This is a genomic window from Kitasatospora sp. MAP12-44 (genome assembly GCF_029892095.1).
Classification (GTDB): domain Bacteria; phylum Actinomycetota; class Actinomycetes; order Streptomycetales; family Streptomycetaceae; genus Kitasatospora.
The window spans coordinates 2,748,938-2,762,229 of the sequence record NZ_JARZAE010000004.1 but is presented as its reverse complement, the minus strand read 5'-3'; the positions used below and the strand labels follow the sequence as shown (position 1 = coordinate 2,762,229).

The 13,292-nt window shown below is 70.4% G+C and carries 12 protein-coding genes, 1 tRNA gene and 2 pseudogenes; 7 read left to right on the top strand and 8 right to left on the bottom strand.

Features of this window, described 5'->3' with window-relative positions:
* Window positions 1-56 precede the first annotated feature (56 nt).
* Window positions 57-1,124, bottom strand: coding sequence for a DUF2637 domain-containing protein (locus P3T34_RS12955; RefSeq protein ID WP_280666185.1), 1,068 nt, complete (start codon window positions 1,122-1,124; stop codon window positions 57-59).
* A 310-nt stretch (window positions 1,125-1,434) separates the two neighbouring features.
* Here P3T34_RS12955 and P3T34_RS12950 point away from each other — a divergent pair, with 310 nt between their 5' ends.
* Window positions 1,435-2,193, top strand: a complete 759-nt coding sequence (locus P3T34_RS12950) for a Tellurium resistance (protein WP_280666184.1) — start codon at window positions 1,435-1,437, stop codon at window positions 2,191-2,193.
* 44 nt (window positions 2,194-2,237) lie between these two features.
* On the opposite strand, the gene P3T34_RS12945 is transcribed toward P3T34_RS12950, so the two are convergent.
* Complete coding sequence (locus P3T34_RS12945; protein ID WP_280666183.1) at window positions 2,238-3,236, bottom strand: TerD family protein; 999 nt, start codon at window positions 3,234-3,236, stop codon at window positions 2,238-2,240.
* Between the two features lie 257 nt (window positions 3,237-3,493).
* Between P3T34_RS12945 and P3T34_RS12940 the strand changes: the two genes are divergently transcribed.
* From P3T34_RS12940 to P3T34_RS12930, 3 genes and pseudogenes are all read left to right on the top strand, one after another.
* Window positions 3,494-4,612 carry an HpcH/HpaI aldolase/citrate lyase family protein gene (locus P3T34_RS12940; protein ID WP_280666182.1) on the top strand — a complete coding sequence of 373 codons (1,119 nt, stop codon included), beginning with the start codon at window positions 3,494-3,496 and terminating at the stop codon, window positions 4,610-4,612.
* A gap of 46 nt (window positions 4,613-4,658) precedes the next feature.
* A pseudogene (locus tag P3T34_RS12935) lies at window positions 4,659-7,201 on the top strand (phosphoribosyltransferase).
* Window positions 7,201-8,058, top strand: coding sequence for an HAD family hydrolase (locus P3T34_RS12930; RefSeq protein WP_280666181.1), 858 nt, complete (start codon window positions 7,201-7,203; stop codon window positions 8,056-8,058). Before P3T34_RS12935 ends, P3T34_RS12930 begins: the two are co-directional and overlap by 1 nt.
* A gap of 39 nt (window positions 8,059-8,097) precedes the next feature.
* Here the strand turns inward: P3T34_RS12930 and P3T34_RS12925 are convergent, their stop codons facing one another.
* Both P3T34_RS12925 and P3T34_RS12920 read right to left on the bottom strand, forming a co-directional pair.
* Window positions 8,098-8,313: a zinc ribbon domain-containing protein gene (locus tag P3T34_RS12925; protein ID WP_280666180.1), complete on the bottom strand. Its 216-nt coding sequence runs from the start codon at window positions 8,311-8,313 to the stop codon at window positions 8,098-8,100.
* Between the two features lie 36 nt (window positions 8,314-8,349).
* Window positions 8,350-9,846 carry a hypothetical protein gene (locus tag P3T34_RS12920; protein WP_280666179.1) on the bottom strand — a complete coding sequence of 499 codons (1,497 nt, stop codon included), beginning with the start codon at window positions 9,844-9,846 and terminating at the stop codon, window positions 8,350-8,352.
* Window positions 9,847-9,955: 109 nt separating this feature from the next.
* On the opposite strand from P3T34_RS12920, the gene P3T34_RS12915 reads away from it, so the two are divergent.
* Window positions 9,956-10,030, top strand: a tRNA-Val gene (locus P3T34_RS12915).
* Between the two features lie 121 nt (window positions 10,031-10,151).
* Window positions 10,152-10,508 carry an NUDIX domain-containing protein gene (locus tag P3T34_RS12910; RefSeq protein WP_280666178.1) on the top strand — a complete coding sequence of 119 codons (357 nt, stop codon included), beginning with the start codon at window positions 10,152-10,154 and terminating at the stop codon, window positions 10,506-10,508.
* Here the strand turns inward: P3T34_RS12910 and P3T34_RS12905 are convergent.
* The 4 genes and pseudogenes from P3T34_RS12905 to P3T34_RS12890 form a co-directional block, all read right to left on the bottom strand.
* A pseudogene (locus P3T34_RS12905) lies at window positions 10,505-11,054 on the bottom strand (HD domain-containing protein). The gene P3T34_RS12910 and the pseudogene P3T34_RS12905 overlap by 4 nt on opposite strands.
* A gap of 12 nt (window positions 11,055-11,066) precedes the next feature.
* Entirely contained in the window at window positions 11,067-11,288 is a 222-nt protein-coding gene (locus tag P3T34_RS12900; protein ID WP_280666177.1) for a winged helix-turn-helix domain-containing protein, read from the bottom strand.
* A gap of 15 nt (window positions 11,289-11,303) precedes the next feature.
* A complete protein-coding gene (locus P3T34_RS12895; RefSeq protein ID WP_280666176.1) occupies window positions 11,304-11,522 on the bottom strand; it encodes a GntR family transcriptional regulator in 219 nt (72 codons plus the stop codon).
* A gap of 71 nt (window positions 11,523-11,593) precedes the next feature.
* Window positions 11,594-11,851 (bottom strand): hypothetical protein, encoded by a 258-nt coding sequence (locus P3T34_RS12890; RefSeq protein WP_280666175.1) that lies wholly within the window; start codon window positions 11,849-11,851, stop codon window positions 11,594-11,596.
* A gap of 234 nt (window positions 11,852-12,085) precedes the next feature.
* Between P3T34_RS12890 and P3T34_RS12885 the strand changes: the two genes are divergently transcribed.
* Window positions 12,086-13,225, top strand: a complete 1,140-nt coding sequence (locus P3T34_RS12885) for a YaaC family protein (RefSeq protein WP_280666174.1) — start codon at window positions 12,086-12,088, stop codon at window positions 13,223-13,225.
* Window positions 13,226-13,292 lie beyond the last annotated feature (67 nt).

Genomic DNA, 13,292 nt, shown 5'->3' with positions numbered 1-13,292 from the left:
AGGATGGCCCGCACACCTGAGAGGTGTGCGGGCCATCCTGTTGAGGCGAGGAGTGCTCAGCCGAGCTGCTTCTCGATCGCGCGGAGCTTGCGCTCCAGCGAGTCGAGGGAGTCCAGCTTCGGCATCGAGAGGGTGTCGTCGTCCGCGGTCAGGTCGATGCTGGACGACCGGCGTGAGGAGTCCGACGCGGTGGCGGAGAAGTGGGACGCAGCAGTGGAGCGGCCGGTGGAGCTCGTCAGGTCGTCAGAGGCGGCTAGGGCAGGCTCCGTAGCGGGCTGTCCGTCGCCGGAGCCGCCCGCGGTCAGCGCGGGCACCTGGCGGCCGCCGCGGGTCCGGGCCAGCATGCCGCCCTGCCGGGAGATCGCCTTGAGTTCGGCCCGCTCGCGGCGGTCGGCGTTGCGGGCGCGCTGCTTGGCGTCCAGCTTGGCCTGCCGGTCCTCGCGGACCTCGTCGACGGCCTCGTCCAGGCTGCGCACGTTCTCCAGCAGCATCAGCGACCAGGCCGCGTAGGTCTCGCGCGGGGCGCGCAGCCAGCGGACGATCCGGATCTGCGGCAGCGGGCGCGGTATCAGGCCCTGCTCGCGCAGTGCGGCCCGGCGGGTCTGCTTGAGCGCGCGGTCGAAGAGCACGGCCGCCGAGATCGACATGCCGGAGAAGAACTGCGGCGCACCGGCGTGGTCGCCGCCGCGCGGCGCGTGCACCCAGTTGAACCAGGCGGAGGCGAAGGCGAAGAGCCAGACCAGCAGGCGCGAGCCGAGCGCGGCGTCACCGTGGCTGGCCTCGCGGACGGCCAGGACGGAGCAGAACATCGCCGCGCCGTCCAGCCCGAACGGCACCAGGAACTCCCAGCCGCCGCTGAGGCCGAGGTTCTCCGTACCGAAACCGACCAGGCCGTGGAAGGAGAGCGCGGCTGCGACGCCGGCGCAGCAGAAGAGCAGGACGTAGGAGGAGATCCCGTAGATCATCTCCTTGCGCCGGCGGCGCTCCTCGGTGCGCTCCCAGGAGTCCCCGCTCTCCTCGGACTTGGTGTTCTTGAAGCGCAGCGTGGCGACCAGGATCGCCGTGAAGAGCAGCGCCGCGCCGCCGACGACGGCCCAGACCAGCTGTATGGAGGTGAGTGTCATTGGGGCGTGTGCCTCTGCTTTCCGCAGGTCAGGGCAGGGTTTGGTGCGCAGTACCGTGTCGGCACCGCTCGGCGCCAACCCTCGTCAGTTCCCATCGCGGACACTGCCTCTGACGGCTCGTAGTGCGAGCCGGAGTCGGCGGTGCATACCCGCGCAGGACGGAGGGGACACCTGTGCGGCTAGACGATATCGCGTCCGAAGGGGCGACATGTTACGGGAGTCGGGTAACGCCCCGTTCCGGGTCGCGGACCGACGGTGGCTCAAGCCCGTTGGCGGGTAGGGGGAGCAGGGCACAATGGTGCCGCGGGTGGTGGGCGACGAGAACTTGGGGGCAGTCGGGATGGCCACGGTCTGGGAGTACCTGCGCGGCGAGCGCAGCACGATCGACGGCGGGGTGCACGGCAAGGTCACCCTGACCAAGTCGCAGCCCCAGTACGCGATCACCGGCGCCGGGCCGACCACCGGAAACCTCTACGTCAACCTGCACTGGACGGCGCGCACGACCCAGCGCTCGAGCAGCCAGCTGCGCCGCCGGCTGCTCCAGCCACGGCTGGTGATGCCGGTGGAGCCGCAGACCTACCAGTCCGAGCAGACGAACGTGGACCTCGACCTCGCCTGCATGTACGAACTCGCCGACGGCACCACGGGCGTGGTCCAGCCGCTCGGGCAGCTCTTCGGCGACCTCCAGCACCCGCCGTACATCAAGCTGAGCGGCGACGACCAGTACGGGTCGACGTCCGGCGAGACGATGTACATCAACCTGGAGAAGAAGGACCAGTTCAAGCGGCTGCTGATCTTCGTCTACATCTACGACGGCACGCCCGCCTTCCACCAGACGCACGCGCAGATCCAGATCGTGCCGCCGAGCGGTCCGCGCCTGGAGATCAACCTGGAGGCGCGGGAGGCGGCGGCCCGTTCGTGTGCGGTGATGCTGATCGAGAACAAGGGCGGGCAGCTGATGGTGCGCCGCGAGGTCCGGTACGTGCACGGGTTCCAGTCGGACCTGGACCGGTTGTACGGCTTCGGGATGCAGTGGCAGCGCGGGTACAAGGAGCAGCCGGGCAGCTGAGATCGGGGCAGCTGATCAGCGGCGTCTGACGTGGTGGGGCGGGGTCAGGACTGCTGGCGAGGCTGGAACTGGGGGCCCTGCGGGGGGAGGACGAAGCCGGCCGGGTCGGGCTGCGCGGGGTTCGCGGGGTTCGCGGGCTGGACCGGCGGGGGCTGCTGCGGGTAGCCGTAGGCCGGCGGCTGGGGCTGGGGCTGGGGGTGCTGTTGGGGCTGCTGGTGGGGCTGCGGCTGTTGCGGGTAGCCGTAGGTGGGTTGCGGCTGCTGCTGGGCTGACGGGTAGCCGTACGCCGGCGGGTAGCCGTAGGTCGCCACCGGGAGCTGGCCGGGGACCTGGGTCGGTGGGGCGGGGACCACGGGCGGCGCCGTCGGGGGCGTCATCGGTGGCGGGGGAGTGCTCGGGGCGCTCGGGGAGAGCGTGTAGGTCGAGGGCTCGGGTGCGGCGGAGGGGGCGGACGCCACGGGCGCGAGGGGCGCCTGCCGGCCCGGCTCCGGCGGCACGTCGTCGACGGTGATACCGAAGTCGGTCGCGAGGCCGCCGAGGCCGGAGGCGTACCCCTGCCCGACCGCGCGGAACTTCCAACTCCCCGAGCGCCGGTAGAGCTCGCCGCAGACCAGGGCGGAGACGTCCTCGACGTCGGTCACCGGGAACTCCGCGAGCGGGGCCGCCCCCGCCGGCGACGCCGCGTCGTACAGCAGCACGCGCAGCCCGGCGACGCTGCGGAACGAGCCCTCCTCGGTGGACCCGGCGAGCACCACCCGATCGATCTCGGCCGGCAGCTTGCCGAGGTCCACCTCGACCGTGTCGGCGATGTCCTCGGCGCCGGGCACCCGGTGCTTCGGCAGGTGGCGGACCACGCCGGAGGGGTGCCGGGGCTGGTTGTAGAAGACGAAGTCGGCGTCCGAGCGGACCCGGCCGTTGGTGCCGAGCAGCAGCGCGGAGGCGTCCACGTCCGGCGCGCCCGGCACGGCGGCCCAGCGCAGTACGGCGCGGACCGCGGCCACGGCCAGCGAGATATTGGCGCCCTTCGCCATCACGTGCGTCATAACCACCCATCCTGCCCGCTGCCTGCCCCTGCGGACAACGTGGGGGAGGGACCGGACGTGCCGGGAGCGCGGCGTCCGAGGGGAGGGGGTGACCGGGAAAGGGGATTTCGGTGAGCAGGGGGTCACGGTGGGAAAGCAGCGGCCTTGAGATAGCGATGACGTGGGCCGGGAAACTTGCGCGATATCGCAAGTGCTTTGCCAATGCTGAAGTGGGCGGTAATCTTCCGAGAATTCTGACGCGTTTTCCGGGAGTGAACTTGCGCCATTTCGGCCACCTCGGCGCGGAAATCCGCCGTCAGCTCTTCCTGGTGGAGCCCGCGCCGTTCGACCGCGACAGTGCGGCCGGCACGCTCTCCGTCGCCCTGGGGGCCACGCTCTACAGCCCCGCCACCCGGTTGTCGCTGGCCGACGACATCCGACAGCAGGCCGCGCGCGGGGTGGTCTCCATGGCGCTCTGCCTGGAGGACGCCATCGGGGACCATGAGGTCGAGGCGGCCGAGCGGAACCTGGTCGGGCAACTCCGCGGCCTGGCGCAGTCGATCGACCACGCGGCGCTCCCGCTGCTCTTCGTGCGGGTCCGCACCCCCGGGCAGATCACCGAGCTGGTGCAGCGGTTGGGCCCGGCTGTCGCCCTGCTGAGCGGCTTCGTCCTGCCCAAGTTCACCGAGGACAACGGCGGGGAGTATCTGGAGCAGCTCACCGTGGCCGAAGTCGCCTGCGGGCGGCGGCTGTTCGCGATGCCCGTACTGGAATCCCCCGAGCTCGCCCACCTGGAGACCCGGCGCGGCCAGCTGCTCGGCATCGCCGCCCTGCTCGCCAAGTACCGCGAGCGGATCCTGGCCGTCCGGCTCGGCGTCACCGACCTCTGCTCGGCGTACGGGCTGCGCCGTTCGGCTGCTCTGACCGCGTACGACCTGGCGTTGGTGGCGGCGGTGATAGGGGATGTGGTCAATGTCCTGGGCCGGGCGGACGGCACCGGATTCACCGTCACCGGGCCGGTCTGGGAGTACTTCCCGGTCCGGGAGGGGGTGTTCAAGCCGCAGGTGGCTGAGAGCGATCTGGGCGGCCTGATCCGGGAGGTCGAACTCGACCGGGCCAACGGGCTGTTGGGCAAGACCTGCATCCACCCCAGCCATGTCCCCGCGGTGCACGCGCTCTCCGTCGTCACGCACGAGGAGTACTGCGACGCGGCCGACATCCTGCGTCCGGAGCGGGCCGGCGGCGGGGTGCTGCGCTCTGCGTACACCAACAAGATGAACGAGACCAAGCCGCACCGGCCTTGGGCGGAGCGGGTGATGCTCCGGGCGGAGGTGTTCGGGGTGGCCCGTGCGGACGTGACGTTCGCGGATCTGCTCGCGGCGGGGGTCTGCGGGTAGCCGTGCGTGATCGTGACCGTCGACGTGTTCAGGTGATCTTCAAGTGATCGAGGCAGTGGAAGGCAGCAGCGTGGAAGAGACCGTCTGGAGCGGCCGGTGGGTCGCCGATCGGCTGGGCATCGGGCTGACCGGTTCGCCCGAACTGCCCCAGCTGCTCGGGATGGCCGTCCGGGAGAACCCGAAGCGGGCGCACCTGCTGGTCTCCCAGGTACTGGGCAAGCATGTGCCGCAGCGGCCCGGCGCGGTGTACGGCGCGGGCCTGCGGCTGGGTGCGGCGGTCCGGGCGGTGCTCGGGGACGGGGGCGCGGACGCCGGGCCGGTGGTGGTGCTCGGCTACGCGGAGACGGCCACCGGGCTCGGCCACTGTGTCGCCGACGCGCTGGGGGCCCACTATCTGCACTCCACCCGGCGGCCGGTGGCCGGGGTGGTGCCGGCGGGCGGCTTCGCCGAGGAGCACTCGCACGCCACCGAGCACCTGCTGCTGCCGGAAGACCCCGAACTCCTCGACGGCGACGGCCCGTTGGTCCTGGTCGACGACGAACTGTCCACCGGGCGGACGGTGTTGAACACCATCGCCGCGCTGCACCGGCGGTGGCCGCGTGAACGGTACGTGATCGCAGCGCTGGTGGACCTGCGTGAGGAGGAGGACCGGGTGCGGCTGGCGGAGTTCGCCGCCTCGCTGGGGGCGCGGGTGGAGGCCGTCGCGCTGGCGCAGGGGCGGGTCCGGTTGCCGCCGGGCACCTTGGAGCGGGCGCAGGCGCTGGTCGCGTCGACGCGGTCGGCTGAGCTTGGCGAGTGCGGCGAGGTCGGTGAGCTGGTTCGTGCCGAGCTGCCCTGGCCGGTCGGGTTGCCGGACGGCGGGCGGCACGGGTTCACGCCCGGCCACGCCGCCGAGCTGGAGTCCGTGCTGCCCGAGCTCGCCGCCCGGTTGGCCGGCGCGCTGGGCGGTGCCGAGCGGCGAGTGCTGGTGCTCGGCTTCGAGGAGCTGATGTACGTCCCGCTGCGGCTGGCCGGCGCGCTGGCCGACGCCCTGCCGGCCGTCGACGTCCGGTACTCGACCACCACCCGCTCGCCGGTGCTGGCCGTGGACGACCCCGGCTACGCGATCCGTACCCGCCTGGTCTTCCCCGCCCACGACAGCCCGGCGGACGGACCGGGCGAGCGGTACGCCTACAACGTCGCGCCCGGTGTCGAGCGCGGGCGGCGGTTCGACGCGATAGTCCTCGTGCTGGACACGCCGGCCGACACGCCGGAGCTCGCCGGGCTGACCGCGCTGCTGCGCGAGGTGACCGACCGGGTGGTGCTGGCGGTCGTACCGTCATACCTTCCGGCGGAATCACGATCCGCGGAGCACGATCAGCGTCGGAACCTCGTCAGCGGGTTGAACGTTTGATCACCCGAGCCCCCTCGAAGGCGAGCCTGCCGATGCCCACGACCGACCGCCCGATCCTGCCCCGGCCGCTCTACGGGCCGTCCTTCTCCTCGTACGCCTCGCAGGAGGTCGGCTGGCTGCTGACCGACCTCTCGGAGGTGGCCCTGGAGGCGCCCACCGAGGAGCGCGAGGAGGCCGTCCAGTCCGGCGGCGCGCACTACGCGGAGTCGCTGCCGGTCGAGTACCAGCCGAGCCCCGAGTACCAGGAGCTCTTCCACCAGGCCCTGCGCGGCTCGGCCCGGCGGATCGCGCTGGCCGTCGGCACGGTCGCCGAGACGCTGGTGCGCGAGCGGGGCGCGGGCGCCGGGCGCGAGCTGGTGCTCGCCTCGCTGGCCCGGGCCGGCACGCCGGTCGGCATCCTGCTGCGTCGCTGGCTCGCCGCCACGCACCGGATCGAGGTGCCGCACTACGCGGTCTCGATCGTCCGCGGCCGCGGCATCGACCAGGTCGCGCTGCGCTACCTGGCCGCCCGGCACGATCCGGCCGGTGTGGTCTTCGTGGACGGCTGGACGGGCAAGGGTGCGATCACCCGGGAGCTGGCGGCCGCGCTGGAGGGCACGCCGTTCGATCCCGAGCTGGCCGTCCTCTCCGACCCGGGCCGCTGCGTGCGCACATACGGCACCCGCGACGACTTCCTGATCCCGTCGGCCTGCCTCAACTCCACGGTCTCGGGCCTGATTTCGCGCACCGTGCTGCGCGACGACCTGATCGGCCCCGACGACTTCCACGGCGCCAAGCACTACGGCGAGCTGGCCGGCGCCGATGTCTCGAACGCCTTTCTGGACACCGTCGCGGACCATTTCGCGCCCGTGCGGGAGGAGGCGGCCGCCGCCGCCCTGCTGCTGGCCGCCGAGGACCGGGAGCCCACCTGGGAGGGCTGGGCCGCGGTGCAGCGGATCAGCGCCGAGTACGGCATCGACAACGTCAACCTGGTCAAGCCCGGGGTCGGCGAGACCACCCGGGTGATGCTGCGCCGGGTGCCCTGGCGGGTGCTGGCCCGGCGCGGCGCGGGCAGCGACCTGGACCACGTCCGACTGCTGGCCGCCCAGCGCGGCGTGCCGGTGGAGGAGGTGGACGACCTGCCGTACTCCTGCGTGGGCCTGATCCACCCGCGCTACAACCGCGGTTCCGTCGGCGAGCACGGGCGAGCCCTCTGATGACTGATCGTCATGGCACCTTGGTGGCAAGCGACTTGGACCGTACACTGATCTACTCCGGGCGGGCGCTGGGGCTGGCGTCGGCGCTGTCCGGGGCCGACGGGCTCGCCCCGCGGCTGCTCTGCGTCGAGGTGCACGACGCCAAGCCGCTCTCGTTCATGACCGAACAAGCCGCCCGGCTGCTGGTGGAGTTGGCGCGGGAGGCGGTCTTCGTCCCGGCCACCACCCGTACCCGGGCGCAGTACGGGCGCGTCAACCTCCCCGGCCCGCAGGACGGTTGGCGACCGCCGTACGCGATCTGCGCCAACGGCGGACGGCTGCTGGTGGCGGGCGAGGCCGATCGTGACTGGGACGCCGAGGTCACCGCACGGCTCGCCGCGGGCGGTGTCCCGCTCGCCGAGGTCGTCGACCGACTGGCCCGCTGCGCTGACCCGCAGTGGACGCTGAAGCGCCGGATCGCCGAGGACCTCTTCGCCTATCTGGTCGTTGAGCGCGGGCAGGTGCCGACCGGCTGGCTGTCGGAGTTCACCGCCTGGTGCGCCGAGCGCGGCTGGACCGTCTCGCTGCAGGGCCGCAAGGTCTACGCCGTGCCCGCCGCGCTGACCAAGAGCGCCGCTCTGGCGGAGGTGGTCCGGCGGGTGGGCGCGACCTCGGTGCTCGCCGCCGGCGACTCGCTGCTCGACGCCGACCTGCTGCTCGCCGCCGACGAGGGCTGGCGGCCCGGCCACGGCGAGCTCGCCGACAGCGGGTGGACGGCGCCGAAGGTCACCGCGCTGGAGCAGGCCGGGGTGCTGGCGGGCGAGGAGATCGTGCGCGCGTTCCTCGCCCGCGTCCGCGACAGTGCGGCGGGGGCCTGAGCCCGCTTCGCCGAGCAGTTGTTCGACTGTGGCCGGGGTTCAGCTGCAGCAGCCGCCGCCGCAGCAGCCCCCGCCCGAGGGGGCCTGCGGCGCGGCGCCGGCGCCGGCAGCACCCGTCACGGCGACCGTCGAGAGCAGCTTGACGGTGTCCGGGTGCCCCTCGGGGCAGACGGCGGGGTCGTTGGCCTGGGCCATCGTGCGGCGCAGTTCGAACGTGGCACCGCAGGAGCGGCAGCGGAAATCGTATCGAGGCATACCCGCAGGGTACCCAGTCCGGGCACGGGGGAGGCGTCAGCGGGCTCCCGGACCGCTGTAACCGCCGCGCTCGCTGTGGCCGGTGTGGCCGGTGTGGTCGCCGTGGTCGCCGCGGATCATCGCCACGACCTGCGCCGCCGTCCCGCGCGCCGCGTCCAGCTCGGTCAGGAAGTGCCAGTAGTCCGGATGCCGTCCCGCCACCTCCAGCGAGGCGACCGCGCGGTCCAGCCGTCCCACCGCGGCGTCCAGCGGCTCCGCGTGCCGCGGGTCCGGGGTCTGGCGTCCCGCCATCGCCAGCCGCTGCGCGTCGCGCACCGCGAACCGGGCCTGCTGGATCTCCTGCTGCGGATCGCGCTCCACCGCCGTCAGCCGGCGCAGCCGGTCGCCCACCGCCGCCACCGAGCCGTCCGCGGTCTCCAGCAGCGCCCGCACCGAGCCGATCGCCGCGGTGGCGTCGGCCCAGCGCTGCTCGTCCCGCGAGCGGGCAGCCTCGGTGAGCCGGGCCTGCGCCGTCCGCACCGCCTCCGCGGCCTGCTGCGGCACCCGCTGCAGATCCTGCCAGCAGGCCGCGGAGAACCGGCGGCGAAGCTCGCTCAGCGTCGGCTCCACCGCGCCGGCCTTGGTCTCCAGCGCCTGGATCCTGGTCCGCAGACTGGCCACCCGCCGGTCGATCTCCCGTGCCTTCTCCGGGAGTTGCTCGCTCTCGGCGCGCAGGGCGTCGGCCTTGCCGGCCACCAGCTCGGCGCGGGCCAGCGTGGCGGCCACGCCGTGCCGTGCCGCGCCCTCGTTAAGCCTGGTCAACTCCGGTGCGAGCTCGGCCAGTCGAGCCGCCAGCTCGTCCGCCCGCAGGCCGGCCGCGCGGACCGCGTCCAGCGCTCCGCTCGCCCCGAGCAGCGCCTGCCTGGCCTTGGCCACCGCCGGCGTGACCCGGATCAGCTGGGCCTCCGCGTGGTCGAGCAGCGGCTGCAGGCGGCGAAGAAAATTGTCCAACTCGGTCTGCTTGGCGGCCAGCTCATTGCGCGCCTGGTCCAGCCGCAGACGGGCCTGGGCCACCGCGCCGGGCGCGAGCTCCGGCGCGTCCAGGTCGCAGGCGTCCAGTGCGGCCAGGTAGCCCACGTTCACCTGGTCGATGCGGGCCGACAGCCCCTGGAAGTCGGCGAGCGCCTGCCGTCCCGCCGCGCCCTCCTCGGCCGCGCGGACCGTCTCGACGGCGATCTCCACCTCGCGCTGCGCGGAGTCCAGCTCGTAGAACGCCTGCTGCGCCGCGTCCCGCGCCGCCAGCGCCTCCGCCCGCTGCCCGTCCTGCCGCCGCCACCACGACCGCCCGCCGCCCGACCCCGGCCCCGAGGACGCCGCCAGCGCCACCGCCGCCAGCGCGCCGCCCACCGCCAGCGGCGTCAGCACCACCTCCACCACGAGCGCCACGGCGACCCGCGCCCGATACCCTCGTGTGCTTCCCGCCTGCACTCCGCGCTCCCTGCTCCGCAGCCGACCCGACCGATCCGACGCGACCTTCGGTGGTCCGCCCCTCATTCTCCCCGATCGCCCCCCACCTTCCCCCGCCGCCCTGCACCACGCCCCCGGCGGAACCAGGTATTCTTACCTCTCACCGCCTGGCCACCCCCGGGTCACCACGCGGCTGGGGCGCATAGCTCAGTGGTAGAGCGCTGCTCTTACAAAGCAGATGTCGGCGGTTCGAAACCGTCTGTGCCCACCAGCAGGAACGCCCCGCACCGATCATGGTGCGGGGCGTTCTGCATCAGTGAGTGTCATCAGTAGCGGCGCTTGAGCAGCCGATCCATGTTCCCGAGGGCCTCGCGCTGGGTGTCCTGGGCGACATGGGTGTAGACGCTCATCGGCCTGGCGGCGGGCACGACATCGGGGAATCGGTCGGCGACACGGTGGTTCGCGAGGTGCGGGAGGAGACTGGCATCGATGTTGAGGTGCTCGCGGCGACCGGGCTCTACACGGACCCCGCGCACGTCATGGCCTACGACGACGGCGAGGTCCGCCAGCAGTTCTCGATCTGCTTCTGGGCCCGCCCGGTCGGCGGGGTGCTCCGCACCAGCGAGGAATCGAAAGAGGTCCGCTGGGTGGACCCAGCGGACCTCGACACCTTGACGATCCATCTGTCGATGCGGCTCCGGATCAAGCACGGTCTTGAGACCGGGCGGGTCCAGCCGTACATCGGTTAACGCTCCACGCCGAGCTGGGACATCCGGCCCTCCACGCGCTCCGCGGCAGCGTGGATCTCGGGCTCGGCACGGCGGATGAACCGTCCGACGATGCTGTCCGGCCCGTACCGGCCTACGATCTCGGAGATCCGGGCCGGCGTCGTGGTCGACGTACCGTCTGGCGTGGTGGTCATGTCGCAGTAGATCAGCGCGTCGACCAGGTGAGGTTCCTCCAGCGGGAACTCGGACGCGAGTTCCTCGCGGAGCCCGCGCTCCTTGGCCTCCAGCAGCGGCGCAGGAGTGGTGCGCAACGAGGCGGACGATCCGCTCATCAACGTGCTCGGTGTTGCGGAGGAAGCGTGCTCCGTCCAGCGGGTGGAACCCGGTGTCTGTGATTCGGGGCGAGTAGCCGATGTCATGCAGGACCGCGGCGGCTTCGAGCAACCCAGCGTCCTCGCCGAGGATCAGCCTGAGTGAACGGGCCCGGCCGGCCACCCCTTGACTGTGCGCCCAGCGCCGGGGGAGGTCGTCCGAGAGGAGCGATTCAGCGAGGTCATAGGCCCACACTTGCGTTCCTTCCTAGGAGGATTGAGACGTTTCGTGCCTTGCCGGCAGGGCCCGGACGAATCGGCCTTTGCCGTGCTGTGCTTCGAGGATCCCGGCACCTTCCAACTGGGCCAGGGCCTGCCGGACGGTCCCGCGTGCGGCTCCCGTCGCCTCGCACAGCTTCTTCTCGGACGGGAACGGATCGCCGATGTTGAAGTGCTCCCGTGCGATCATGCTCGTCAGCTGGCTGAGCACAGTGGGCTTGGCCGCTCACCCCGTGACCAGCCAGCCGACTCCAGGCTGAGACTTGATCAGCCCCTCGGCTTCGAGGACGTCCAGGGCACGCTTGACCATGGTCCGCGCCGCCCTGTACGACTCCATCAGCGCAGCCTCGGACGGAAGCCTCTCGATCTCGGAGCCGTCACCGATCCGGCCCCGCCGCGCGTCAGCAATCCGAAGGTACGTGCCACGCGGGTTCCGCTCGGGCATTGGCCACTCCCTCCCTGGTGTCTTCGTCCTAACCAGCATGAAGGACTACCGCCCTGCTCCCGGGGACTCAGTCAGTATGGCCGAGCGCCCAGGGGCGAACGGCTCCCGCCAACAAGCACTGCAGCATCAGAGTCGACCAGAAGCCGAAAGCTGGACCGATTGACGAACAGTGACAGCCGATCGATCGTCCGGACCACCTGCGTGTACCGATCGAACCGCCCACCGCGCGCCAGCAGCGGCCGCACGCCCTCCGCCTCCGGCTCACTGCCGATCACCTGAGGCGGCAACGTCTGGGTCAGCCAGGACAGTTCGATGTCGGCGAAGTCCACCGGCTGCGGCTACACCCACGCCTCTCGGGTCAGCACCGGGCTGTTTCGGGACGGGAGGCCTCCGGGTACAGGCGAGCCGCAGCGTGGGTGAGGCAAGCCTCGACCGCCGCCACGGCCGGAACAAGTGCACCCGACTGAGAAATGACACGTATCGCATGCACGGAGGAGTGCCAGGGTCTATCGTCTAGCCACGCCTCCCAGGAGACTCTGCCGCCGCAGAAGGGAACTAGCCGAATGACGCTCCCTCCCCATCGCCCGTATATGTCGTGGATTCCAATGCCACCAGTTGACCCTGGCACTGGATATCAAATATGGAGCGAGTCGGCTTCATTTCCACTGCTCCTAGAAAACCTGAGGCGCCACGCGGAAATCGCCGCAGTTGGACGAGCTAGATTCCCAGGAACCCTCGCCCAAAAGAACTCTTCATGGAGGGAATACAGGAACTTTTTGCGCCAAGGCCTGAGCAACTACGAGGCGGCGCTCGGAGTTCCCAATAGGTCCGCCTGCCTGCTCTACTACTACGCCATGCTAAATTTCGCGAAGGCTGAACTCCTCAGCAGTCACGCAGCCAAAATAAGTGGACAGTTTGTAGGGCATGGATTGAGCTTCAGCCCCAAGCAGGCGCAAACCGTATCCGGAGACTCCCTTGTCGTCAAGGAAGGGGTTTTCCGATGGCTTTATGAGCAGCGCACAGGAACCACCCTACCCGTGGGTATGCGCATCCCCGTAAAGCGCCTGCTAGTGCAGATTCCCGAGATCGGAACGCAGGTCGCCGACGCCGGGATGGGCGACACGCAGGTGCTCCAGGCCCAGCATATGGTGGCCGCCGACCACTCTCAATCATGGCCTCTCATACTTCTTCTGGGCGGCACCCGGATAGATGCTTCGAGTGTCACTGGCAAGCTATTCTTTAGGCACTTTCGCGAAACTCAAATAATGTCGGAATGGCGCGACCACTTTGGGATCAGTCGACGTCTAATGACTACAATGGCCCTATATGAGTCTCGACTTACAGCCCCATCGGACCCGCCTGGCACCCTAGACATCTCAGGCGCACACAAACTCACTATGCAGATCCGCGGCATTCTAAGCATGCGGATCAACGAGACTGCAGATGTCACAATATCTCCGAGTCTCTACAAGACCAAGATGATCCCCATGCCGTCCTCGCTTGCCAGGTACGCGATTGCATACTATGCATCCTCGCTCGTTAGATATAAGCCATCGGTCTTTGATTCGCAAATTCATCCAGAGCAAGCCTACATGTTCGACGCAGTTGCCCGCGAGTGCGCTCTCCCGATGCTGATCGACACTCTCACTGGACTTGAAGGCAAGGAGCAATACTTCTTTGCTGGCGACTCATTTAGAGTCTAATTAAGCAATTCCACTGCGACGCCTGATGAGATAGCGATGGCAATCATTATCCCCTCGATCGCAGGCT

Excerpts from the sequence above, each read along its gene's own strand:
- P3T34_RS12955 (WP_280666185.1), bottom strand. The coding sequence starts at position 1,124 with ATGACACTCACCTCCATACAGCTGGTCTGGGCCGTCGTCGGCGGCGCG.
- P3T34_RS12945 (WP_280666183.1), bottom strand. The coding sequence starts at position 3,236 with ATGACGCACGTGATGGCGAAGGGCGCCAATATCTCGCTGGCCGTGGCC.
- P3T34_RS12930 (WP_280666181.1), top strand. The coding sequence starts at position 7,201 with ATGACTGATCGTCATGGCACCTTGGTGGCAAGCGACTTGGACCGTACA.
- P3T34_RS12925 (WP_280666180.1), bottom strand. The coding sequence starts at position 8,313 with ATGCCTCGATACGATTTCCGCTGCCGCTCCTGCGGTGCCACGTTCGAA.
- P3T34_RS12920 (WP_280666179.1), bottom strand. The coding sequence starts at position 9,846 with ATGAGGGGCGGACCACCGAAGGTCGCGTCGGATCGGTCGGGTCGGCTG.
- P3T34_RS12910 (WP_280666178.1), top strand. The coding sequence starts at position 10,152 with ATGGGTGTAGACGCTCATCGGCCTGGCGGCGGGCACGACATCGGGGAA.
- P3T34_RS12895 (WP_280666176.1), bottom strand. The coding sequence starts at position 11,522 with ATGCCCGAGCGGAACCCGCGTGGCACGTACCTTCGGATTGCTGACGCG.
- P3T34_RS12885 (WP_280666174.1), top strand. The coding sequence starts at position 12,086 with ATGACGCTCCCTCCCCATCGCCCGTATATGTCGTGGATTCCAATGCCA.